This is a genomic window from [Actinomadura] parvosata subsp. kistnae, assembly GCF_900323885.1.
Taxonomy (GTDB): domain Bacteria; phylum Actinomycetota; class Actinomycetes; order Streptosporangiales; family Streptosporangiaceae; genus Nonomuraea; species Nonomuraea composti.
On sequence record NZ_OOHJ01000011.1, the window covers coordinates 302,843 to 325,832 of the forward strand.

Annotated in this window: 22 protein-coding genes and 1 pseudogene; 10 read left to right on the top strand and 13 right to left on the bottom strand. The window is 73.3% G+C overall.

Going from position 1 to position 22,990, the window contains the following annotated elements:
- Positions 1–57 precede the first annotated feature (57 nt).
- The 4 genes and pseudogenes from KIS93_RS12105 (at position 58) to KIS93_RS12115 (ending at position 3,390) form a co-directional block, all read left to right on the top strand.
- Positions 58–1,248, top strand: a complete 1,191-nt coding sequence (locus tag KIS93_RS12105; RefSeq protein ID WP_186404122.1) for an aminotransferase class I/II-fold pyridoxal phosphate-dependent enzyme — start codon at positions 58–60, stop codon at positions 1,246–1,248.
- A gap of 71 nt (positions 1,249–1,319) precedes the next feature.
- Positions 1,320–1,490: pseudogene (locus tag KIS93_RS65040) on the top strand (MarR family transcriptional regulator); the annotation flags it as partial.
- 296 nt (positions 1,491–1,786) lie between these two features.
- A complete protein-coding gene (locus KIS93_RS63310; protein ID WP_222107418.1) occupies positions 1,787–2,470 on the top strand; it encodes an ROK family protein in 684 nt (227 codons plus the stop codon).
- 14 nt (positions 2,471–2,484) lie between these two features.
- Entirely contained in the window at positions 2,485–3,390 is a 906-nt protein-coding gene (locus KIS93_RS12115; RefSeq protein ID WP_222107419.1) for a hypothetical protein, read from the top strand.
- A 179-nt stretch (positions 3,391–3,569) separates the two neighbouring features.
- On the opposite strand, the gene KIS93_RS12120 is transcribed toward KIS93_RS12115, so the two are convergent.
- The 4 genes from KIS93_RS12120 to KIS93_RS12135 all read right to left on the bottom strand — a co-directional run bounded on the left by KIS93_RS12120 (position 3,570) and on the right by KIS93_RS12135 (position 6,147).
- Positions 3,570–3,743 (bottom strand): hypothetical protein, encoded by a 174-nt coding sequence (locus KIS93_RS12120; protein ID WP_420895860.1) that lies wholly within the window; start codon positions 3,741–3,743, stop codon positions 3,570–3,572.
- Between the two features lie 3 nt (positions 3,744–3,746).
- The gene (locus tag KIS93_RS12125) at positions 3,747–4,481 is read right to left on the bottom strand and encodes an alpha/beta fold hydrolase (RefSeq protein ID WP_080040152.1); all 735 of its coding nucleotides are present in this window, start codon (positions 4,479–4,481) and stop codon (positions 3,747–3,749) included.
- Positions 4,478–5,092: a LysE family translocator gene (locus KIS93_RS12130; RefSeq protein WP_080040153.1), complete on the bottom strand. Its 615-nt coding sequence runs from the start codon at positions 5,090–5,092 to the stop codon at positions 4,478–4,480. Before KIS93_RS12130 ends, KIS93_RS12125 begins: the two co-directional genes overlap by 4 nt.
- Before the next feature lie 86 nt (positions 5,093–5,178).
- Complete coding sequence (locus KIS93_RS12135) at positions 5,179–6,147, bottom strand: helix-turn-helix transcriptional regulator (RefSeq protein WP_080040154.1); 969 nt, start codon at positions 6,145–6,147, stop codon at positions 5,179–5,181.
- A gap of 43 nt (positions 6,148–6,190) precedes the next feature.
- Between KIS93_RS12135 and KIS93_RS12140 the strand changes: the two genes are divergently transcribed.
- Positions 6,191–6,943 carry a DeoR/GlpR family DNA-binding transcription regulator gene (locus KIS93_RS12140; RefSeq protein ID WP_230466301.1) on the top strand — a complete coding sequence of 251 codons (753 nt, stop codon included), beginning with the start codon at positions 6,191–6,193 and terminating at the stop codon, positions 6,941–6,943.
- A gap of 101 nt (positions 6,944–7,044) precedes the next feature.
- Positions 7,045–8,217, top strand: a complete 1,173-nt coding sequence (locus KIS93_RS12145) for an MFS transporter (protein WP_080040155.1) — start codon at positions 7,045–7,047, stop codon at positions 8,215–8,217.
- Here the strand turns inward: KIS93_RS12145 and KIS93_RS12150 are convergent.
- Positions 8,207–8,971 carry a TSUP family transporter gene (locus KIS93_RS12150; RefSeq protein WP_418115038.1) on the bottom strand — a complete coding sequence of 255 codons (765 nt, stop codon included), beginning with the start codon at positions 8,969–8,971 and terminating at the stop codon, positions 8,207–8,209. The genes KIS93_RS12145 and KIS93_RS12150 overlap by 11 nt on opposite strands.
- A gap of 484 nt (positions 8,972–9,455) precedes the next feature.
- On the opposite strand from KIS93_RS12150, the gene KIS93_RS12155 reads away from it, so the two are divergent.
- Both KIS93_RS12155 and KIS93_RS12160 read left to right on the top strand, forming a co-directional pair.
- Positions 9,456–10,292: a maleylpyruvate isomerase family mycothiol-dependent enzyme gene (locus tag KIS93_RS12155; protein WP_080040156.1), complete on the top strand. Its 837-nt coding sequence runs from the start codon at positions 9,456–9,458 to the stop codon at positions 10,290–10,292.
- Between the two features lie 105 nt (positions 10,293–10,397).
- Positions 10,398–11,024: a class I SAM-dependent methyltransferase gene (locus KIS93_RS12160; protein WP_230466302.1), complete on the top strand. Its 627-nt coding sequence runs from the start codon at positions 10,398–10,400 to the stop codon at positions 11,022–11,024.
- 27 nt (positions 11,025–11,051) lie between these two features.
- On the opposite strand, the gene KIS93_RS12165 is transcribed toward KIS93_RS12160, so the two are convergent.
- From KIS93_RS12165 to KIS93_RS12195, 7 genes are all read right to left on the bottom strand, one after another.
- The gene (locus tag KIS93_RS12165; RefSeq protein ID WP_080040157.1) at positions 11,052–11,927 is read right to left on the bottom strand and encodes a helix-turn-helix transcriptional regulator; all 876 of its coding nucleotides are present in this window, start codon (positions 11,925–11,927) and stop codon (positions 11,052–11,054) included.
- A 261-nt stretch (positions 11,928–12,188) separates the two neighbouring features.
- Positions 12,189–14,798 carry an HAD-IC family P-type ATPase gene (locus KIS93_RS12170; RefSeq protein WP_222107420.1) on the bottom strand — a complete coding sequence of 870 codons (2,610 nt, stop codon included), beginning with the start codon at positions 14,796–14,798 and terminating at the stop codon, positions 12,189–12,191.
- The gene (locus KIS93_RS12175) at positions 14,782–15,228 is read right to left on the bottom strand and encodes an ArsR/SmtB family transcription factor (protein WP_080040159.1); all 447 of its coding nucleotides are present in this window, start codon (positions 15,226–15,228) and stop codon (positions 14,782–14,784) included. The genes KIS93_RS12170 and KIS93_RS12175 overlap by 17 nt, the downstream gene beginning before the upstream one ends.
- 28 nt (positions 15,229–15,256) lie before the next feature.
- Entirely contained in the window at positions 15,257–15,550 is a 294-nt protein-coding gene (locus KIS93_RS12180) for a twin-arginine translocase TatA/TatE family subunit (RefSeq protein WP_080040160.1), read from the bottom strand.
- Positions 15,551–15,665: 115 nt separating this feature from the next.
- Positions 15,666–16,703 carry an ICP22 family protein gene (locus KIS93_RS12185; protein ID WP_155127888.1) on the bottom strand — a complete coding sequence of 346 codons (1,038 nt, stop codon included), beginning with the start codon at positions 16,701–16,703 and terminating at the stop codon, positions 15,666–15,668.
- A 211-nt stretch (positions 16,704–16,914) separates the two neighbouring features.
- Entirely contained in the window at positions 16,915–17,742 is an 828-nt protein-coding gene (locus tag KIS93_RS12190; protein ID WP_080040163.1) for a calcium-binding protein, read from the bottom strand.
- A 188-nt stretch (positions 17,743–17,930) separates the two neighbouring features.
- Entirely contained in the window at positions 17,931–18,731 is an 801-nt protein-coding gene (locus tag KIS93_RS12195; protein ID WP_186404123.1) for an STAS domain-containing protein, read from the bottom strand.
- A 131-nt stretch (positions 18,732–18,862) separates the two neighbouring features.
- Here KIS93_RS12195 and KIS93_RS12200 point away from each other — a divergent pair, with 131 nt between their 5' ends.
- Positions 18,863–19,882 carry a LacI family DNA-binding transcriptional regulator gene (locus KIS93_RS12200; RefSeq protein ID WP_080040165.1) on the top strand — a complete coding sequence of 340 codons (1,020 nt, stop codon included), beginning with the start codon at positions 18,863–18,865 and terminating at the stop codon, positions 19,880–19,882.
- On the opposite strand, the gene KIS93_RS12205 is transcribed toward KIS93_RS12200, so the two are convergent.
- Positions 19,871–21,430, bottom strand: coding sequence for a glycoside hydrolase family 43 protein (locus tag KIS93_RS12205; protein ID WP_080040166.1), 1,560 nt, complete (start codon positions 21,428–21,430; stop codon positions 19,871–19,873). The genes KIS93_RS12200 and KIS93_RS12205 overlap by 12 nt on opposite strands.
- A gap of 161 nt (positions 21,431–21,591) precedes the next feature.
- On the opposite strand from KIS93_RS12205, the gene KIS93_RS12210 reads away from it, so the two are divergent.
- Positions 21,592–22,956 carry an ABC transporter substrate-binding protein gene (locus KIS93_RS12210; RefSeq protein ID WP_080040167.1) on the top strand — a complete coding sequence of 455 codons (1,365 nt, stop codon included), beginning with the start codon at positions 21,592–21,594 and terminating at the stop codon, positions 22,954–22,956.
- Positions 22,957–22,990 lie beyond the last annotated feature (34 nt).

The window sequence follows — 22,990 nt, forward strand, 5'->3', positions numbered from 1 at the left end:
GTCGCCGCCCCTCCGCCCCCGATGCCCCGGACGGACTCGGAAAGCGAGCCCCGCGTCGTGACGGACCCTTTCGGCAAGTGCCGGCTCCCCGAGGCCAAGGCCCTGGCCGCGACCGGCCTCTATCCCTACTACCTGCCGGTGGAGGAGCGCCCCGGCGGCGGCGAGGTGGTGGTGGGCGGCCGCCGGGTGCTGATGGCCGGCTCCAACGACTACCTGGCGCTGTCGGACGATCCCCGGCTGAAGGAGGCGGGCGCGGGGGCGTTGCGGCGGCTGGGCTCGGGCAACTCTGGGTCGCGGGTGCTCAACGGCACGCTGGCCCTGCACGAGACCCTGGAGGGAGAGCTGGCCGGGTTCCTCGGGCACGAGGCGGCGATGGTGGTCTCCACCGGCTACCAGGCCAATCTCGCGTTGAGCGCGTTGTTCGGGCCGCGTGACGTGTTGTTCGCCGACCGGCGCATCCACGCCTCGCTCATCGACGCGGCCCGTCTCGGCCAGGCCAGGCTGCGGCGTTACCGGCACAACGACATGACGCAGCTCGCCGCGATGCTGGAGGCGGCGGGCCCCGAGGTGGGCGCGATCGTGCTGACGGAGGGCATGTTCTCGGTGGGCGGCGACCTGTGCGACCTGCCCGGCATCGCCAAGCTGGCGGCGCGGCACGGGGCGCGGCTGGTGCTCGACAGCGCGCACGACGCGGGGCTGCTGGGCGCCGGCGGGCGCGGGGCGGCCGAGCACCACGGGCTGCAGTCGGCCGTCGACGTGCAGACGATCACGTTCTCCAAGTGCTTCGGTACGCTCGGCGGCGCGGTCGCCGGGCCCGAGCACGTCGTCCACTACCTGCGGCACAGCGCGCGGTCGGCGTTGTTCTCGGCCTCGCTGCCGCCGGCGTGCACGGCCGCGGCGCTGGCCGCCCTCGACATCATCCGCACGGAGCCGGAGCGCCGCCGCGCGGTCATGGCGGCGGCGGAGCGGCTGCGGTCGGGGCTGGTGGCGCTCGGGTTCGCGATCACTCCGGGCGGCACGCCCACGGTGTCGCTGCGGGTGGGCGATCGCCTGATGTGCTGCCGGTTCTGGACGGGGCTGCTGGAGGAGGGCGTTCTGTCGAACGTCATGCTGCCGCCGGCCGTTCCCGAGGGTGAGGCGTTGATCCGGCTGAGCGTCACGGCGGCGCACACGGGCGGGCAGGTGGACCGGATCCTGAGCGCGGTGGCCACGGTCGCCGGGGATCTCGGGCTGCTGCCGCGTCCCTGAGCTCCAGCTCCCCTTGACGGGAGCTTCCCGCCCTAATTATTTTCTACCCGTTAGTTATTAAGGAGGCGGGCATGCCGACACCGGTGCAGGACGTCCGCAGGCTGCACAGACGCCTCGTGCTGCGCGCCTTGCGCGACCACGGGCCGCAGCCGCGTGCCGACCTGGCCAGGCGGCTGGGCCTGTCCCCGACCACCATGACGAAGGTGGTGGGCCAGCTCCTCGGCGAAGGGCTGGTCGCCGAGGGGGCCACGGACGGCGCCGGCACCCGGGTCGGGCGGCCCTCGACGGAGGTGCGGCTGCGCACCGACGCCCGCCACGTCATCGGGGTGCAGGTCGGGGCGGGCACGGTGCGGCTCGGGCGGTGCGATCTCAAGGCCCGCCCCCTGGAGGTGCGCTCGTTCGCGTTCGACCTGGCGGGCGAGCCGCCCGAGCGGGTGGTGCGGCGGATCGCCGAGGCCGCCGCCGCGCTGGCCGGCGACCGGCTGCTGGGCATCGGCGTCGCCGCGCCCGGCCCGGTGGACCCGGGCAGCGCCGCAACGTGCTGTCGGTCAACCTCGGCTGGCGGGACGTCGCGTTCGCCGACCCGCTGGAGCGGGCGCTCGGGGTGCCGGCGGTGGTCGATCACAACGTACGGGCGATGGCGCTGGCCGAGGCCCGCTACGGCGACACGGGCGGGGCCGACCCCCTCCTGTACGTCTACGTCCGCACCGGGGTCGGGGCCGGGCTGGTGATCGGCGGGCAGCCGTTCCGGTCCGGTGCCCACGGGGTCACGGAGCTGGGGCACCTGAGGGTGGTCGAGCGGGGGCGGCCGTGCGCGTGCGGCGCGAGCGGCTGCCTGGAGACCGTGGCGGCCGAGCCGTACCTGGCGGAGCGGGCCCGCGCCCTGCTCGGCCGCGACAGCCAGGACCCGCTCGCCGACCTGGCCGAGGCCGCCCACGGCGGTGACGGGCGGGCCGCCGCCGTGCTGGAGGAGCTGGTGGACCGTCTCACCACCGGCCTGGCCAGCGCGGTCAACCTGCTCAACCCCGCGCTGATCCTGCTCGGCGGCGCCTTCCGCACCGCTCCCGAGCCGGTGTTCGACCTGGTCAGGGACGCGTTGCGGGCCAGAGCCTTCCCCGTGCTGCGCGACGCGGTGCAGGTGCGGCGGGCCACGCTCGGCCCCGACGCCGGCGTCGTGGGCAGCGCCGCCGTCGCCCTCGACCGGCTCTTCTACGACGCTTGAAAGGCAAGGACACGATGATCGAACACGCCCCGCTTCCCGCGTTCGACCCGCTGGCGGGCACGGTGGTGCGCGCGCCGGAGAAGGACGAGGCGGGCTACTGGGCGGGCTGCCCCGGCGTGCTGCACGATGGCGAGCGGTTCTGGCTGACCTACCGGCGGCGCCGCCCCCGTGGCGCCGCGGCCGAGCGCGGCTGGCACTGCGCGGTCGCGGTCAGCGACGACGGCGTGAGCTTCACCGACGTGTGGTCGGTGCACAAGGACGAGCTGCGCACGCCGTCCATGGAGCGGTTCTGCCTGACGCGCGCCGACGGGGGCGGGTTCGTGCTCTACCTGTCGTACGTGGACCCGGCCGACAACCGCTGGCGGATCGACGCGCTGCGCCCGGCGGCCCACCCGTCGGAGTTCGACGTGGCCACGGCGCGGCCGGTGCTGACGGCGGCCTCGACCGGCACGGAGGGGGTCAAGGATCCGTACGTGCTGCGGGCCGGGCCGGTGACGTACCTGTTCGCCAGCTACGCGGAGGCGCGGCCGGGCCTCGGCGGCGAGGCGCACGCCAGCGCCGACATCTACAACGTCGGCGCCACCACGCACCCCACCGGCCTGGCCACCAGCCTCGACGGCGGGACGGAGTTCGCCTGGCACGGCCAGGCCCTCGGCGTCGGCCAGGGCTGGGACCGCTACCAGGCGCGGCTCAACAGCGTGGTGCCGGTGCCCGGCGGGTACGTGGGCTTCTACGACGGCTCGGCCTCCCACGAGGAGAACTACGAGGAGCGTTGCGGCGTCGCGGTCTCCGGCGACCTGTTCGGGTGGCGGCGGCTGTCGGCCGAGCGGCCCTGGGTCACCTCTCCCCAGGGCGGCGGCTCGGTGCGGTATCTGGACGCGCTGCTGCTGGAGGGCGGTGGTGGCTGTACTACGAGCTGACCCGCGCCGACGGCGCGCACGAGCTACGGGTGCTCCGCGTCCCCGCCGGGTGAGGCGGGTCGTGCGGGGCCCGCAGCGATGCGGAGCCGGGCGGTGCGGGGCGCGCACAGCGGTGGGGCGCGCACAGCGGTGCGGAGGCGGCTAGCGGCGGCCGTACTTCTTGTGCACGGCCTGCTTGCTCACGCCGATGGCGTCGGCGATCTGCGCCCAGGCCAGCCCGCCACCCGGGCCCGCCGCACCTGGACCGCCTCCAGGCGCTCGATCTCACGGCGCAGCGCGGTGGTGGCGTGCAGTGCCAGCAGCGGATCGTCGTCCTGCGCCTGCCTCATGAGGGTCGCCAGGTCGTTCGTCATGACTTAAAGGTAATCCAGCAGCAAGGTGCTGATCTCCTCAGGACGTTCGAGCGCCGGCAGGTGCCCGGCCCAGGGCAGCTCCAGCAGCCGCCCCTGCGGCAGCGCGGCAGCCACGTGGCGGGCGCTCTCCTGGAAGAACGGCAGGTCATGGCCGCCTGCCACGACCAGCGCCGGCACGTCGACGCCGGGCAGCGACACCTCGCGCTCGGTCTGCTCGGGCTCTGGATCGGCGGCGAGCTGCACCTCGAACGCGTGCCGCTGCATCGCCTCCATCCGCCGCCGGTTCTCCTGTGACACCTCCGGCCCGAGCAGCAGGCGCGCGTTCAGCTCGGTGGCCCCTTGCACGTCGCCCGCCTCCAGCAGGCGGTTCTCCTCTTTCCAGTAGTCCCGCAGATCCGGGGTCGGCTCCAGGTCGGCAGGGGAGTTGAGCAGCACCAGCCGCTCGGCCAGCCCGGCGGTGGCCAGTTGCAGCGCCACCCAGGCCCCGGCCGACGCCCCGACGAGGCGCGCACGGCGTATGTCCAGGGCGGTCAGCACCTCGATCACGTCGTCGGCGTCGCTGTACGGCCCGTCCGCCTTGTACGGCGTGTGCCCGTACCCCCGGAAATCCACCTTGATCACCCGGAACCGCGCCGCCAGCGCCTCCTCCTGGGCGTCCCACATGCCGGAGTCGGCCGCCGTCGAGTGCAGCAGCACCACCGGCTCCCCGGTGCCCCGCTCGCTGTGCCAGATCGTCATCGCGACTCCACCACCATCCGCACGCCGAGCCCGACCAGCACGACGCCGGAGATCTGCTCCAGCCGCCGCTTGACCGCCGGCCTGCCCAGCCACGCCTTGGCCCGGTCCACTGCCCAGATGAGCAGCCCGTACCAGAGCAGGTCGACCAGCACCCACACGACGGCCAGCGTGACGAGCGTCAGCGGCACGTTCTGCCCGGCCGGCACGAACTGCGGCAGGAACGACATCGCGAACACCGCCGCCTTCGGGTTGGCCAGGCACGTGCCCACGCCCGCCAGGTACGGCGCCCGCCAGCCCGGCACGACCTGCCCTTCGGGCGCGGGCGGGGCGCCCTTGCGGGCCTGCCACAGTGCTTGCGCGCCCATCACGACGAGCAGCACCGCGCCCGTCACGCGCATGATGTCGTAGGCCACCTGCGAGGCGACCAGCAGGGCCGACAGGCCGAACGCGGCGGCCAGCCCCCACAGCAGGATGCCGGTCTCGTTGCCGAGCGTGGCGGCCAGGCCGGAGCCCCGGCCGGCGCGCAGGGTCTGGCGCATGATGATCGCGGTGCTGACCCCGGGCACCATCGCGACCAGGGCACATGCCCCGATGAAAGCGAGAAGATACATGCGGGGATGGTGTCAGATCGGCGGCGGGATCTCGCCTGGTTTTCCCCGGGGCCCGCGCGGGCGCTCAGCTGCAGAGCCCGGCCGGCTCAGCCGTAGAGTTTGGCCAGCTCGGCGACCGCTTCGGCCATCATCGCGCGGAGCTCCGGCGGCTCCAGCACCTCCACGTCGGCGCCCATGCGCAGCAGCAGCCAGCGCGCGTGCTGGATCGACTCGACGGGCACGGTCAGCGTGACCCAGCCCTCGGGGTCGGGCTCGGCGGCGGCCAGCGCGGCGGCGACGATGTCGGTGCCCATGGTGTAGGCCAGCAGGTCGCCCCGCCCGGGTGCGAGCCTGATCACGGCCTCGGCGGTGTACATGCGCTCGCGGAACTCCTTGGCGTACTGGTGCCAGAACCCGCCCAGGTCGAACCCCTCCGGCCGGGCGAACCGTCCGGGCAGCGTCTCCAATGTCAGGATCCGCCCCACCCGGTACGTGCGCGGCGACCCGTCCGGCGGCGCCGCGACCAGGTACCAGGAGCCGCCCTTGAGCACCAGCCCGAGAGGGTGGATGACGCGATCCACCTCCTCCTGGCCCCAGCGCCGGTAGGTCATGTGCAGGGGCCGCTGGTCCCACACCGCCTCGGCCACCTCGCTCAGGTACGGGGCGTCGTCGCCCGAGCGGTACCAGCTCGGCACGTCCAGCAGGAACCGCTCGCGCATGCGCGAGGCGTGCGAGCGCGGCTCGGGCGGCAGCGCGGCCAGCAGCTTCAGCTCCGCGTTGGCCGCCACCTCGCCCAGCCCCAGCTCGGCGGCCGGCCCCGGCAGCCCGGCCAGGAACAGCGAGGACGCCTCCTCCGCCGTGAGCCCGTTGAGCCGGGTGCGGTAGCCGTCGAGGAGCCGGTAGCCGCCGGCGGGGCCGCGATCGGCGTAGACGGGGACGCCGGCCGCCGACAGCGCCTCCACGTCGCGGTACACCGTGCGTACCGACACCTCCAGCTCGGCCGCCAGCTCGGGCGCCGTCATGCGGCCGCGGGTCTGGAGGAGCAGGAGCAGGGAGAGCAGGCGGCTAGCGCGCATCTCCCCATTGTATTGCGCACATGAGCCGTGTTTGTATGAACACATGGAACGTGTGCGAGCCATCATGAACACCTTGCGTACCCACGACAGCGTCTCCGTGACCGAGCTGGCCGCCGAGCACGGCGTGTCCGAGATGACGATCCGGCGAGACCTCGACGAGCTGGCCCAGCAGGGCGTGGTGCGGCGCGTCAGGGGCGGCGCGCTGTCGCTGCTGCTGCGCGGCGAGGAGCCGCCGTTCGGGGTGCGCGAGCGGGAGGCGGTGGAGGCCAAGCGGCGCATCGGCGAGGAGGCCGCCGCGTTGATCGCCGACGGCGAGGCGGTCGTGCTGGACGGCGGCACCACCGCGCTGGAGGTGGCCCGCGCGCTGGCCGACCGGCGGGTCACCGTGCTGCCGCTGGCGCTGCAACCGGTGATGCTGCTGGCCGCCGCGCCGCGCGTGCGCCTGGTGCTGCCCGGCGGCGAGGTACGCAAGGGCGAGCTGAACGTCATGGGCCCGCTCACCGAGAGCTCCATCAAGGCCCTGCGCTTCGACACGGCCGTCATCGGCTGCTGCGGCCTGTCCGCCGAGCACGGCCTGACCGCGCACGACCTGCCCGAGGTCGCGGTCAAGCAGGCGGCCATCGCCGCGGCGCGGCGGGTGATCGTGGTGTGCGACTCGGGCAAGTTCGCACGGACGGCGTTCGGCGCGGTGTGCCCGATCGGGCGGCTGGACGTCGTGGTGACCGACCCCGGCATCCCGCCAGAGGAACGCGACGCGCTGGCGGCGGCCGGGGTGACGGTCAAGGAGGCCGCGTGAGACGCGAGCGTCCAGGTCCGCGCGAGGGTTTTCCAGCCCGGCCGGGAGGCGAGCGTCCAGGTCCGCACGAAGGTTCTGGCTCCCGGCTGGGACGCGAGCGGATGGCCGTCTACCTGCTGTTCTTCCTCTCAGGCACGGCCATCGGCACGTGGACGGCGCGCATCCCCGCCATCAAGGAGCGGCTGGCCCTGAGCGACGGCCGGCTCAGCATCGCGCTGCTCGCCGTGGCGGCCGGGGCGGTCATCGGCATGACGGTCGTCGGCCGCCTCGTCGACCGGTACGGCAGCAGCCGGGCCGTCGTGCCCGCCGCCCTGGCGCAGGGCGTGGTGCTGGTGCCGCCCGCGTACGCACCCGACCTGGTCACGCTGTCGGGGACACTACTGGTGTTCGGCATCGTGCACGGGATACTCGACGTGTCCATGAACGCCAACGCCGTCGAGGTGGAACGCGGCCACGGACGGCCGATCATGTCGTCGTTCCACGCCGTCTACAGCGTGGGCGGGTTCGCGGGCGCCACGGCGGGCGGGCTGTTCGCGCACCGGGAGCTGTCGGCGGCGGTCACGTTCTGGACGGTCGGCGCGATGATCGCGGTGCTGGCCGCGTGGGCGGCGCGCTGGGCGCTCCGCTCCGCACCCGCCGCCCAGCCCGCCACGCGGGAACGGGCCGACCGGCCCCGGGGGATCGTCTTCCTGGGGGTGCTGGCGTTCTGCTGCCTGGTGGGCGAGGGGGCGGCGGCCGACTGGAGCTCGGTCTACCTCCGCGAGGACCTGCTGGCCACGCCCGGCATCGCCGCCGCCGGCTACGCCGCCTTCTCGATCATGATGACGGCCGGACGCATGGCCGGCGACCGCCTCGCCGCCCGCTTCGGCCCCGTCACCCTGGTACGGTGCTGCGGCCTGCTCGCCGCGACCGGCCTCGGCCTGGCCCTGCTGGGCGGGCACCAGGTGGCCGGGGTGATCGGGTTCGGCTGCTTCGGGGCGGGGCTGTCGTGCATCGTGCCGCAGGTGTTCTCCGCCGCCGGCCACCGCGACCCGGCCTTCGCCGGCCGGGCACTGGCCCGGGTCGCCTCGATCGGCTACCTGGGGATGCTGTCGGGGCCGGTGTTCATCGGGGCGCTGGCCGAGCTGACGGGCCTGCCCCGCGCACTGGCCATCCCGGCCCTGCTGGCCGCCTTCGTCGCCCTGACCGCCACGGCGCTGCGCGTACGAACGAAGGAACCGGCGAGCCAGGCACCGGCGGGGCAGGCGCCGCGTACGGATGATGTCAGCCGATGAAGTGCTGCCAGCCGAGCCTGATCACCATCGCCACCACCACGCACAGCAGCACGACGCGGACGAACGCGGCGCCCCGCCGCAGCGCCATGCGCGCGCCGAGCTGGGCGCCGGCCACGTTGCACACCGCCATGCCGAGCCCGAGCGCCCAGTTCACGTGCCCCTGCACGCCGAACACGAGCAGCGCGCCCACGTTCGTCCCGATGTTGATGATCTTCGCGGACGCGGAGGCGGAGACGAAGTCGAGCCCGAGGATGGTGGTGAAGGCGATGATGAGGAACGTCCCGGTGCCCGGCCCCATGATGCCGTCGTAGAAGGCGATCACCACGCCCGCCGCCAGCACCGCCGCGAGCACGCGGGGCCTGGTCCGCAGGTGCGGCACGGGCACCGCGCCCATCGACGGCCGCAGCGTCACGAACGCGGCCACCGCCAGCAGCACCACCATGACGGCGGGCCGCAGCACCTCGGCCGAGATCGACGCCGCCGCCCACGCGCCCAGCCCGGCGCTGAGCACGGCCAGCGCCGCCCCCGGGACCGCCACCTGCCGGTCCACCTTGGTGGAGCGGGCGTACGCGACGGCGGCGGACGTCGTGCCGAACACCGACGAGAACTTGTTCGTGGCCATCGCCTCGACCGTCGGCATGCCGGTGATGAGAAGGGCAGGCAGTTGCAGCAGCCCGCCGCCGCCCACGACGGCGTCCACCCAGCCCGCTCCGGCCGCCGCGACCAGCAACACCAGGATCTGATCCAGCGGCACGCGCCACTCCCCCGACTTCCCCCGATAAAAACCGTCATGAGTGTATAAGTCGGGCCTCAGTCACCCCGCCCCCACCCACCCCGCTGGGGGCCCCACCCCACCACGCCCGCCCTCACCCCAGCCTCGCCGGTCGCAGGCCCCGCACCACCGCCCGCACGTCGGCCGCACCCCGCCCGCACCCAGCCGCACACCGGCCACATCCCGGTCACAGGCCCCTACACTCCCGCCCGCACGTCGGCCGCACCCCGGCCGCAGCCAGCCGCACCCGCCGCACGCCGGCCACATCCCGGCCGCAGGCCCCCACACCCCCGCCCGCACGTCGGCCGCACCCCGGCCGCAGTCAGCCACACCCGCCGCACGCCGGCCACATCCCGGCCGGAGCCAGCCACACCCGCCGCACGCCGGCCACACCCCAGCCGCAAGCCTTCTCCTGGGGCGGGATATTCGTTTCAGCAGGGCCTGGACGCTTCGGTAGGGTCGGGGGATGTCGATCTTCGGTCCGGTTGTCGATGTCCGTCCGCTGTTCCCGAGGGAGCGGGAGGCTCTGCTCGGGCTGCTGCGCGCCCTGTCCCCCGCCGACTGGGGCAGGGCCACGGTCTGCCCCGGGTGGGACGTGCACGACGTCGTGTCGCACGTGCTCAACGACTACCTGCGGCGCCTCTCAGGAGCGCGTGACGGGCACCGGGGCGCGATCTTCGCCGACGACGAGACGTTGCCCACCTACCTTGCCCGCACCAACGACGAGTTCGTCAGGGCGGGTCGCCAGCTCAGCTCGCGGGTGCTGATCGAGCTGCTGGAGCACCTGGGGCCGCAGCTCGACGGGGTCTGGGCGGCGTACGACATCGAGGGCCCCGCAGGGCTGAACGTGTCGTGGGCGGCCACCGACCTCGACAGCCCCGGCTGGCTCGATGTCGGCCGCGAGTACACCGAGTTCTGGGTCCACCAGCAGCAGGTGCGCGACGCGGTCTCCCTGCCGGGGGCGATGGAGCCGGAGCTGATGGCGCCGGTCCTGGACGTGTTCGCGCGCGCCCTGCCCTTCACCCTGCGGGCACACGACCGGCCCGAAGGCACGGCCGCCGAGCTGGAGGTGCGTGGGCCGGCCGGTGGGCGGTGGTGCGCCGTGTGGCAGGCGGGCCGGTGGCGGATGGCCGCGCCCGGCGTCGACGGTGAGCCGGCCGCGCGCGTGTCCATGGACCAGGACACGTTCTGGCGGCTCGCCACCAGGGGCATCGACGTCGAGCAGGCCCGTACGCGGGCCGAGGCGAGCGGCGACCCCGAGCTCACCGCCGCCATGACGACCTTGCTGGCCGTCGTCGCCTGACATCTTCATGATTCACTTCCAGGCCACCCGCACGCCATCGCGGGTGGGTGAGAATCCGAATCGCGACAGTGACAGCGGATCGGATCATCGGGAGGCGGGCGTCCTGTGTCGACCGATCAGCAGCACGGGGCGGCCCTCGGCGGTGGCCCGTTCCTGCGGGAGTTCCTGCGATCGCCCCTGCGGACGGCCGCGGTGCGGCCGAGCTCGGCGCGGCTGGCGGCGCGGATGGTGGCCGGCGTCCCCGAGCGCGGCCAGCCGGTGGTGGTCGAGCTGGGTGCCGGGACGGGCGCTTTCACCTCCGCCATCCAGCGGCGGCTGGGCGGCCGGGGCAGGCACGTCGTGGTCGAGCTCAACGACCGGTTCGCCGCCGGGATCGCGCGGGCGTACCCGTCCGTGGAGGTGGTCCGCGACGACGCCGTACGGCTGCCGCACCTGCTCGCCGGCCTCGGCATCGGCCCTGGGACGGTGGACGTGGTGGTCAGCGGGCTGCCGTGGATCGCGTACGCGGGGCAGCCGCCGCTGGTCGAGTCCGTGGCCCGCGTCCTGTCGCCCGCCGGGGTCTATACGCAGTTCGCCTACACCTGGACGCGGTGGGCCCCGCCTGCCCGGCGGCTGGTCGAGGGGTTGCGCGGAGCGTTCGAGGAGGTCGTCACGAGCACGACGGTCTGGCGCAACCTCCCGCCTGCGGTGGTCCACCTGGCCCGCCGCCCACGCCCCCAGCCGCCCGCGTGATCCCCCCGGCCATCGCCGGAGTGCCCGTCACCGGCCGAGTGGCTGGGCGGACGGGCTGTCCGGGCGGTCGGTGAAGCGCTGCTGGCCCAGCACCGCGAGCAGCCGCAGCTTCTCGTAGCCCTCCGTGCGGGGTGGGGCGGTGAGCACCAGCAGGGCCTGTGACTGGTCCTCGGTGAAGAGCACCTGGCAGTCCAGCTCGATCTCGCCCAGCTCGGGATGGATGAGGATCTTGTGGTCCTCGAAGCGTTTGGCCACCTCGTGCCGGTCCCACAGCTCGGCGAACTCGTCGCTCACCTTGCGCAGCGCCCGGACGAGCTCGCCCGCCCGCGACTGCGGCCCTCTCGACCCGTAGGCGGCGCGCAGGTTCGCGACGAGGGCGCGGCTCTGGCGGTCGCGGTCGTTCTCCGGGTAGCGCAGCCGCTCGGACGGGTCGGTGAACCAGCGGTAGATCTCGGAGCGGGCGTGGCCGGTGCAGCCGGACTTATCGCCGAACAGGGCTTCGGCCATCCGGTTCTGGACGAGCGTCTCGCCCAGCTCCGACAGGATGAGCGCCGGGGTGTCGTCGAGGCGGTCCAGTACGCGCAGCAACGCGGGGGCGACGTGCGTGGCGTCCTTCGTCACGGCGGGGGCGTTGTGGCCGGCGACCTGGAACAGGTAGTCGCGTTCGTCGCTCGTCAGCCGCAGCGCCCGGGCGAGCGAGGCCAGCATCTGCACGCTCGGCTGCGGGCCGCGCTGCTGCTCCAGCCGGGTGTAGTAGTCGGCCGACATCACCGCGAGCGACGCCACCTCCTCGCGCCGCAGGCCGGTGGCGCGGCGGCGCGCGCCCGCCGGCAGGCCGACGTCCTCGGGCCGTAGCGCCTCGCGGCGGCGGCGCAGGAAGTCCGCCAGTGCTGCACGATCCATACGCCCATTATGTTCGCCGCCGGCCGGTGCTCCGGGGGCTCAGACAGGGCTTGCCGATCCCCCCATACCGGTCAGGTGATCAGCGTCCACTCGCAGATGTCCAGTAAGCACACCAGCGCCCACAACAGGAGCGCGACGATCCTCTGCTGCTCCCCGACCCGCATGCCCGCCCCCTCTTGGTGTTGGCGCCATGATACTTGCCGCCTTGCGCAACTATGGAACTGGAGGGCTTACAGGGTGAGTGGAGCCGCAGGGACGTGGTCAGCTTCGTTCGGCGATCCAGCCGGTCCTGCGGTTGATCGCCAGCAGCCCGCCGCCGTACAGGACGACCACCAGCAGCAGCCACGCGTAGCTCGCGGCAGGCAGCGCGACCAGCCCGAACACGCCCGCCAACGGCGAGAGCGGCAGCAGCAGGCCCACCACCGCGAGCGCGCCCGCCGCCAGCCCGAGCGGGCGTGACACCTGGATCGTGGGGCGGAGCAGCAGCATGACGACCGCCTGGGTGAGCAGGTTCTCGATGAACCAGCCGGTGTGGAAGGCCGGCTGGCCCGCTGCCCGCACCCCCCACGTCAGGACGGCGAACGTGGCCAGGTCCACGAGCGCGTTCAGCACGCCGAACCCGACGATGAACCGCACGATGCCGTTCGGCCGCAACCGCAGAGGGCGGCGCAGGGTGGCCGGTGCGGCCCGGTCGAAGGCGAAGGAGAGCTGGGCGGCGTCGAAGCAGACGTTCTGCAGCAGCACCTGGATCGGCAGCATCGGCAGGAACGGGAACGCCAGCCCGGCGGCCAGCATCGCGATCACGTTGCCGACGTTCGACGACAGGGCGATGCGCAGGTAGGTGATGATGTTGCCGGTGCTGCGGCGGCCGGCCAGCACCGCCTGGTCGACCGCCGTGAGATCCTTGGCGGCGAGCACGATGTCGGCGGCCTCCCGGGTGACGTCCACGGCCGAGCGCGGGCAGATGCCGACGTCGGCGACGCGCATCGCGGGCCGGTCGTTGCTGCCGTCACCGAGAAACCCCACCGTGTGCCCCGCCTCGCGCAACGCCGTGACCACCCGGGCCTTGTCCTCCGGGGTGCAGCGGGCGATCACCGTGGCCCGTTCCAGCGCCTGCGGCGTGAGGCTTGCCGCGTCGGCCACCGCCTCCACCTTGAGGCCCAGGTCGCGGCAGACGCGGGCGGCGGTCGCCGGATGGTCGCCGGTCAGCACCTTCACGGTGATCTCCCGCCCGGCCAGCACCGCCAGCGCGCCGGCCGCCTCGGGGGACAACGCGTCCACCAGGGTGACGAACCCGACGAGACGCAACCCGCGTTCCTCATCCGGGAGGTGGTCGCGGATGCCCTCCCCCGCACGCCCGGCGCGGCCCTCAAGCATGCGCTCGGCCGCGCCCGACAGCGCATGCCCGGCGCGGCCCTCAAGCGGGTGCTCGGCCGTCCTCGAAACCGCGTGCTCGGCCATGCGCTCGGCGGTGCGCTCAGTGGTGCTTTCGGCAGTGGCGACCGCGAGCACCCGCGCCCCCGCTCCGGCCAGGGCCCGTGCGACCTCGGCGGCGCGGCCTCGCTCCGCCGCGCTCATCGCGCACCGGTCCAGGACGGCTTCCACCGCGCCCTTGACCACCACGACGTACGCCGCAGCGTCGTCCGTACGGACCAGGGCGCACGACAACTTCCGGGTGGGGTCGAACGGGGTGGCCCGCAGGCCTTCGACATCGCCCGGGTCGGGGGCGGCGTCGAGGATCGCCTCGTCCAGCGGGTCGGGGGTGGGCGGGTCGGTCAGGTGCAGCGTCCAGAAGCTGTTGACGGCGGCCCAGCGCAGCGCGGCCGGATCGGCTCTGCCGTCGGGGCCGACGGAGCCGCTGAGCACGGGACGGTCTTGCGTGAGCGTGCCGGTCTTGTCCACGCACAACACGTCGATGGCGCCCACGTCGTGCAGTGCCGGCAGCCGCTTGACGATCACGCCGTCGCGTGCCAGCAGCGCCGCTCCCCTGGCCAGCGCGGTGGTCACGACGACCGGCAGCATCTCGGGGGTCAGCCCGACGGCCACCGCCACCGCGAACGGCAGCGCCTCCAGCCCCTTGCCGTGCAGCAACGCGTTGGCGACCAGCGCGACCGGCGGGATGACGAGCATCACCCGGACGAGGATCCAGGAGATGCCGTTCACCGAGCGGTCGAACGCCGACGGCTTGCGAGCCGGCGCCTGCTGCGCCCCCGCGTACAGGGTGGCGGCGCCGGTCGCCGTCACCACGGCCGTCGCGGTGCCCGAGGCCACGCTGCTGCCCTGCCACAGCAGGTGGTCCGTGCCTTCCGGCAGGTCGTGCGCCTGCTTCGGGACGGGCTCCGACTCGCCGGTCAGCGCCGCCTGGTGCACGGTCAGGCCGCTGGCTCGCAGCAGCCGCACGTCGGCGGGCACCACGTCACCGGGGCCGAGCTTGATGACGTCGCCGGGGACGAGCTCGTCCACCGGGATCTCCCGCTCCCTCGGCGCCGCCTCCTCATGCGGGCGCCGCCGGACCGTGACCGTGCTGGCCACCAGCTCCCGCAGCGCCGCCGTCGAGCGGTCGGCCCGGTGCTCGCCGTTGGAACGCAGCAGGCAGCTCGCCGCGACCAGCAGCACGATCACGCCCGCCGTACCCCACGAGGCGATCAGAGCGGAGACCACGCCGAGCGCGAGCAGCACCATCGTGAACGGGTCGCGCAGGCTGCGGGCCAGCCGCCGGGGCCAGGACACCGGGCGGTGCGCGGGGACGACGTTCTCGCCGTGCGCGAGCAGGCGGCGCTCGGCCTGCGCCTCCGTCAGGCCGCGCGGCCCGCTCTCCAGCAGCCGCAACGCCCCGAACCGGGTGTCACCCCCCTCAGGCGCCCAGGCCACGCCGATGTTCCGGGGGCAGACCATGCTGGTGTTCGGCGGGCACGCCGGTCGGGCGTTCAGCAGGCAGGTCACGCCGGTGCCCGGCGGGCAGGCCAGGCCGGTGTTCGGCAGGCAGGCCGGTCCGTTCGGACAGCCGGCCGATCAGGACGTGCACGGTCGCCACGATGTCCTCGTCGTCGATGAGGTAGACCACCCTGCGGCCCTCGCGCCTCGACCGGACGAGGCCGGCGAGCTTGAGTTTGGCCAGGTGCTGGCTGACCGCCGGCAAGGCGCCGCCCACGCGCTCCGCCAGCCCGGTCACGTCACACTCGCCCTGCGCCAGCGCCCACACGATGTGCAGCCGCGGCGGCGAGGACAGCAGGGCGAACACGGCAGCGGCCTCGGCCAGCACCTCAGCCGACGGATCAACGAACTCAGCAGTCGCCACCATCACCCTTCCCTCACGGCAGACACCAAGTCTAGGCGGGCCCGGCCGAACCTCCGGGCTCCCGCCGGATGCTCGCCCGCAGCCTGGCCGCCTGCTCCTCCAACTGCCGTGCCTGCTCCTCAAGCGACAGCGCGGGCGTGGGGGCGGGAGTGGGGGGTTGTGTGGGAACGGGCGGGTCGTCGTCGTGCAGTTTGGACGTCTCCGCCTTGAAGATCCGCAGGGAACGGCCGACGGCGCGAGCGGTGTCAGGCAACTTCTTCGCGCCGAACAGCATGGCGAAGACCATGGCGATGATGAGGATCTCACCCCATCCGAGGTTCTGCATGACAGCTCCTTCCGGCAGACGTCGGTTGTTGTCACCAGGGTGCCGACACTTGCATGAATGCGCAACTCTCGAACTATGAGATCTACGCTGACACTCGTAAGGACGCTCCGGGCGGTCATACCGGCGGCCGCCTTCCGGATGGCCGGTGCCATCGCCCTTGCCAGCCCGTTCCCGATCGGCAGGCGCGGGTGAAGGTCACCCTCGGCAGCGGGACCGGCGGCCGGTCCTTCTCCCGCGCCGTCAGAGGGGCCGCCTTCATCGCAGCGTGGCCGGCCGACACCATCAGCGGGTTACGGGGATCCACCTTGCCCAGCATCCGGTAGACCGCTCCTACGAGGGCCGCCGTGCCCGCGATGGCCGTCAGGGCGATCAGCGCCCCCTGGCTGTACGCCTCGCCGGGGTCGCCACGGGCGGAAGGGGTGCCGGTCTTCGTCTCGATGACGGCCCGTTCCTCGTCGTCGCCGGGCTTCAGGGTGATGTCGTCGTCTTCGTCGCCACTCGGCGTCTCCTCGCGGGTGCCGTCAGCAGGCGGGGGATCTTCTTCCGAGGGTTGCCGTTCCGGGCGTTCACCTCGCGGTGAGCTGCCGCTCGCGTCTTCCGGCACCTCGGGCCGCCCGCCACCGTCTTGAGGGGGTGTTTCCTGGACGTCGGCACTGTCGCCCGGGCCTTCGTCACGACCGGGGCTTCCGGTGCTCGAAGGCTGGTCAGCGACGCCCGCATCACCGTCGCTCTCGCCACCGCCGACACCACCGCCGACACCACCGCCGACACCCCCGCCGTGCTCGCCCGCGTCGTGCCCGTCACCGTCGCCACCCCTACCTCCGGCGCCACCCCCGTCACCGTCGCCGCCCTTACCGCCGGCACCATCCCCGCTACCGTCGCTCCCCTTGCCGTCCCCGCCCTTGTCCCCGCCGCTCCCGCCGTCGTTACCCTCGCCGCCCTTCCGCTCGCCGTCGTCGCCGCTCTTACCATCGCCACTTTTGCCGCCGTGGCTCCCGCCGGGGCCGTCATCGCCTTTGTCGCCATCTCCGCCGTCGTCGTCGTCATCGTCGTCGTCGGCCCATGCGACGCTCCCCATGCCCGGCACAGCGAAGGGGGATGACGTCTGCCAGGCGGCGGGCATCGGCCCGGTGGCACACAGCAGCGCGGTCACGACAGCGAACAGCCACCACCGCAGTCCTCGCTTCAATGCATGCCCCTTACCGCTCGGCTGTGTGTCCCACCTTGCCGAGCGGTGGTTGGACCAGCGTGAGCCCAAGATGAGGACGTTCTCATCTGGCAAGACGACACCCCCGCGCCGTCCGGCCGCCCGCCCTCCCGGCGGTCCCCGGGTGGGGGCCGCCGGGAGGGAGGCTCCTTGAGGGTCAAGGTCGCAGGATCGAGGTGGTCTCGCAGCCGATGAACGTATCCGCCGGCGAGGTATCGGTGGAAAGCATGAGGTCGGACGTGCAGTGGTCGGTGCCGGCGCCGCCGTCCAGGGTGCCGCCGCCCCTGGCGGTGAGCTGGTCGTTGCCGCCCAGGCCCTGGACCTGGTCGGTGCCGCCGTTGCCGTCGAGGACGTTCGCGCCCGCGTTGCCGATGAGCACGTCGTTGTGCTGGTTGCCCCTCAGGTTCTCGACGTCGGCGGCGATGGTGTCCCTGGCTCCGGCGGGGCCGTCGTCGGCGCTGCCGTCGTCGCCGGTCGCGCCGTCGAGGTCGGCGTGGACGCCGAGCTGGCTCGTGGTCCCGACGTAGACGGCGGTGTCGGAGCCGGCGCCGCCCTGCATGACGTCGGCGCCGGTCTCGCCGGTCAGCTCGTCGTCGCCGGAGCCGCCGGTGAGGCGGTCGTCGCCCTGTCCGCCGATCAGGCGGGAGCCGAAGGCGGTGGTGTTCGTGATCGCGTCGTTCCCGTCCAGCCCCCGGATCCTGATGGACGGGCTCGGCCCGATCGGGCAGCGGGCCTCGTGCGCGTTCACCACGACGCAGTCGCCCGTGCCGGAGGAGATGGTGCCGGTGGGGTCGGTCAGCACGAAGGAGCCGTTGCTCACGCTGAGCGTGATCTGGTCGTTCGCGCCCACGGTCGCGTCGTACCTGACGCCTCCGAAGCCGCGCACCACGCCGGGCTGGCAGTCTCCGTAGCAGGGGGAGGCGGTGGCTGGCTGGGTGAGCATGACGGCCGGCAGGAGGGCCAGCGCCGCCGTACCTCCGAGCATCTTCAACGCACCGCGTGGAACGCGGGGCGGTCGCATTCGCCTGGACATGGGCCGGTCCTCTCGTCGGTGGGGTGGGGGCGGCAGTGCTCCCACTCCTGGAGGCGTGCCATGAGGTTCCAGGACGTGCCGCCGGCGGGACATGACCGGCCGGTCAGGCAGGTGCGGGGCGGCCCGAGGTGCGTGACCCGTCAGCGAGGGCCGGTGGTGAGGGCCGCCTGGACGTCGCGGAGCGTGCCGCGCAGGGCCGTGATGCTCTCCTGGCAGCGCCGCCGGCTCTCGCGCATGCTGATCGTCGCTCCCCGTGCCGCGCCGAGCCGCTCGACGAGGGCCTGCTGCTGGTCGGCCGCCTGCTTGCGCAGGGCCTGGGACCAGGCGATGACCGGCGGGGTGGCCGCGATCGATGCCGAGGGACGGGATGGTACGACCCGCGGCGCCGAAACCCGCGAGCCGGGGTGCTGACCGGGGTCCTGGCCGAGGCGCGGGGCGGGGTGGCGGCCCAAGGGCTGGGCAGGGTGCCGGCCCAAGGGCTGGGCAGGGTGCTGGCTGAGGGGCTGGGCGGGGTGCAGTGCGCGTACCCGGGGCAGGTGCCGGGGCCGCGCCGCCAAAGCGGCCGAGGCGGCGGACGGGCGGCCGTCGGTGTCCGTGGCGGACAGGGCCGCGGCCACGCTCGGGTACACCGCGATGGCGGGCCCGCCGCCGCCCTCGGCCCGGAGCTCGATCAGCCGGCGCAGCGGCGGCCGGGCGTCGGCGATCACCAGGCGGCCGCCCTTGACCCGCAACCTCTGGTGCGTGAGGGAGAGCTGGTCGAACCCGACCAGGTCGCAGAACTCCAGGTCCCCCGCCGCCACCACCACGTGCGTGACCGGGGAGCGCGGGATCGACTCCAGGGCGTCGGCCAGCACGAACCGGTTGGACCGGTCGAGCTCGCCCGCCATGAACAGCAGCAGGGTGACGTCACCCAGGGGGACGAGGCGCAGCGAGAGGGGCATCACCCGGAATCCCTTCCCTCCGTGGCCGGGCACATGCCAGGGACCGCCGGGATATGATCCATTGGCCGTCATGACGTGGGGCTGAGGCGCAGGCGAGCGGGAATGTCCCTGATGACGAGGAAGCGGAGGACATGAACCGGGCACCAGGCATGGTGGACGTGGCGCGCGAAGCCGGCGTGTCGCACGTCACCGTGTCCCGCGTCCTCAACAACCATCCTTCCGTGCGCCCGGAGACCCGCGCGCGCGTCGAGGCCGCCATCGAGAAGCTCGGCTACCGCCGCAACAGCGTCGCCCGCGCGCTCAAGAGCCGCCGCTCCTCCACGATCGGCCTGGTGCTCGCCGGCACCGAGCTGTACGAGCTGTCCCGCATCCTGCACGGCGTGGAGAGCGCCGCGCAGCGCGCCGGCTACTGGGTGAACCTGGCGAGCTGGCAGGGCGGCACCACCCTCGACCTGACGGAGACCCTGCAGCGGCTCACCGACCAGGCGGTGGAGGCCATCGCCGTCATCGCCGACCGCCCCATGGTCGTCGACGCGCTGACCGGCGTCGTCACCGGCGTGCCGATGACCGTGATCATGTCGGGCAACGTGCCCAACCCCGACCTCGGCTTCGTCGAGCTGGACCAGGAGCTCGGCGCGCGACTGGCCGTCCGGCACCTGGTGGAGCTGGGGCATCGGCACATCGTGCACCTGACCGGCTCCCTGCGCACGTTCGACGCGCGCGCCCGGGTCGAGGGCTGGCGGGCCGGGCTGGCGGAGACGCCCGAGGCGCGCGGCGAGCTGCTGGAGGGCGACTTCACCGGCAACAGCGGCTACCGGCTGGCCCACTACCTGACCACGCGCGAGGGGCACGACCGGCCGACCGCGATCTTCGCGGGCAACGACCAGATGGCCATGGGCGTGCTGGCGGCCTTCGCCGAGCTGGGGGTGAAGGTGCCGCAGGACGTGTCGCTGGTCGGGTTCGACGACATCGCGGGTGCGGCGTACCTGGTGCCCGCGCTCACGACCGTGCGGCAGGACTTCGTCGCACTGGGCGAACGATCCATCGAGCAGCTGCTGCGGATGATGCGCGGGGAGCCGGCCACGTCCGAGCGGATCCCGACCGAGCTGATCGTCCGCCGCAGCACCGCCCCGCCCCGCTCACTCCCCTAGCCCCGGTTCGTAGTCGAACCGGCGGACGGTGGCTCGTGCCGTGCTCGGGCGGCCGTTGGCGGTGGCGTAGAGGCCGAGGTGGACGCCGACGAAGCCGCCCGCGCGTTCGGTGCTGAAGAAGGAGCGTTCGACGGTGCCCACCTCGGTCCAGTCGGCGGTGCCGGCGGGGCGGGCGCGGAAGAGGTAGCGGGATTCGTCCGACTCGACGGACAGGTGTGTCTTGCCGGGCGGGAGGGGCGTGGTGGCCAGGCGGGTGGTCGTGCCTACCTCCCGGATCGTCAGTGCCACCTGCGGGTGCCCCTCCTCGTCCACCGTGAGGGCGAGGGTGGCGTGGTGGGCCTGATTCTGGAAGACGGCCAGGCCGGCCTCCTCGGCGGGGTGCGCCGCCGGGAAGGTGAGGCTGGTCGTGGCGTGGCAGCGGACGTGTTGCTGGCGCCGGGCGATGAAGGCGGGCACCCCAGTGGTGGTGAGCGGCTCCGGTGCCGCGTCGATCTCCAGGCCGCGGCCGTCGGCGGCGGGCCTGATGAGGTGGGTGACGGGGCCGCGCAGGCTGCTCCATTCCAGGCCGGGGACGGCCCCGTCGAAGTTCGTACGGCCCCTTGCTGCCTCCTCCACGAAAGGGGCGGCGAGCCGGGGGAGGCGTTCGGTGAGCCGCACGCCGCCGGTCTCCGGGGCGAAGACGGGACCGTGCTCGGTCCAGGTGACGGGCACCAGGAAGACCTCGCGGCCCAGCGTGTGCGTGCCGTCGATGGGGCGGACCGCGAGGGTGACGGCCCACGTCTCGCCGTCGGGGGTGTCCACCAGGTCGGCGTGGCCGACGTTGTGGACGGGCTCGGCGGGGCCGCGGTGCCGGTGGGTCAGCAGCGGGCTGCGCGGGTCGGTGACGTACGGGCCGGTGACCGTGGCGGCGCGGGCGGCGGTGACGCTGTGGTTGCGTTCGGTGCCGCCCTCGGCGGCGAGCAGGTGGTAGACGCCGTCGCGTTTGTACAGGCGGGGCGCCTCCACCCAGGCCCCGCGCACGGCTCCGTGCCAGAGCACGTGGGTGGGGCCGACGAGCTTGAGCCGCTCCAGGTCGAGCTCGCGCATCCACAGCTCGCCGGGCCCCCTGCCGCCGGGGGCGGCGTCGCGGCAGGCGGTGAACCAGCAGCGGCCGTCGTCGTCGAAGAACAGCGACGGGTCGATGCCTTCGGCCTCCAGCGGCACGGGGTCCGACCAGGGGCCGGCGGGGTCGGTGGCGGTGACGACGAAGGTGATGCTGCCCTGCCGGTTCACCGCGACGGTGGAGACGACGTAGAACGTCCCGTCGTGGTGGCGGATGGTGGGGGCCCACACGCCGTCGGAGACGTCCAGGCCCTGGAGCGGGAGCTGGCCGGGCCGGTTCAGCACGTGCGTGAGCCGGCGCCATCGCACCAGGTCACGGCTGTGGAACAGGGGCAGGCCGGGGTAGTACGCGAACGACGAGGTGACCAGGTAGAAGTCGGCGCCGACCCGGCAGATCGACGGGTCCGGGTGGCAGCCGGGCAGGACGGGGTTGCGGAACGTTCGCACGGGGGTGGGCTCCGGGTGGCGTGACAAGGCGGAAAAGGAGGCGAGAGGAGTCGTGTTACGAGAAGGGGCTTGACAGCATGACAACGTTAACATCAGGTTAGAACCTCACGCACGACCCCGGCATCCCGCCGCGGAACGCACCACCTCGCCAGGAGCCCGCCATGACCCCACCGACCCTCCCCCAGCCTCTCCGCAGGGCCGGCCGCCGCCGCACGCTGCTCGGCGCCGCCCTGGCGGTCGCCCTGACGGCGTCGCTGGCCGCCTGCTCGTCCGACGGCAGCCCCGCCCCCTCCTCGGGGACGGCGAGCGCCGCCGGGCCGGTCACGCTGGAGTTCTGGACCTGGAGCCTCAAGGGCAGCGACCCGGCGGCCAAGGCGATCGTGGACAAGTACCACCAGCTCAACCCGAACGTGACGGTGAAGCTGTCGGAGGTGGGCGGCACCACGGAGACCGCCTCGAAGCTGCTGGCCGCCGACCAGGCCGGTGACACGCCCGACGTGGTGCAGATCGAGTACCGCGGCCTGCCCGCCCTGGTGGTGGCCGGCGCGGCCAAGGACATCACCGCCGACGTGGCCGGCGTCAAGGCGAACGTCGATGCGAACATCTGGGCGCAGACCACGTTCAACAACCAGGTGTACGGGGTGCCGCAGGACATCGGCCCGATGGTGCTCACCTACCGCAAGGACCTGTTCGACAAGTTCGGCGTGCAGGTCCCCACGACGTGGGAGGAGTACGCGAAGGCCGCCGAGCAGATCCACAAGAAGGACCCCGACGCGTACATCGCCAGCTTCGCCGCCAACCAGCTCGAGTTCTTCGCCGCGCACGCCGCGCAGGCCGGGGCGCAGTGGTGGAGCACCGACGGCAGCGCCTGGAAGGTCGGGATCGGCAGCGAGGCGTCGCTGAAGACCGCCGACTTCTGGCAGGACCTCGTGCAGCGCGACCTGGTCAAGGTCGAGCCGCTGCTCACGCCGGAGTGGAACGCGCAGGTCAACAACGGCAAGATCCTGAGCTGGGCGGCCGCGGCCTGGGCGCCGAGCGTGATCTACTCGGTGGCGCCGGACACCGCCGGCAAGTGGGAGTCCGCGCCGCTGCCGCAGTGGACGAAGGGGCAGGCCGCCGTGCCGTTCCTGGGCGGGTCGACGTACCTGGTGCCGGCCAAGTCGAAGCACGCCAAGGAGGCGGCGGCCTTCGCCGCCTGGCTGGGCGCCTCCGACGAGGGCTCCAAGCTGCTGCTCGGCCTCGACCTGTTCCCCGGCGCGAACGCCGGCCGCCAGGCCACGCTGACGCACGAGCCGCCGAAGCTGATGCCGCAGCAGAAGGACTTCTACCAGGTCACCGACCAGGTGATCAAGAACACCACGATCCCGGTGACTTGGGGGCCGAACGTGAACGTCGCCCAGACCGCCTTCGGCGACGCGCTGAACAAGGCCGCGCTCGACAAGAGCTCCTTCCGCGCGGTGTACCAGGCCACGCAGCAGGCGGTCGTCGCCGACCTGCAGAAGTCCGGCTACACCGTCACACAGTAGCCAGTCCGGCTACACCGTCACCCAGTAGCCGCGT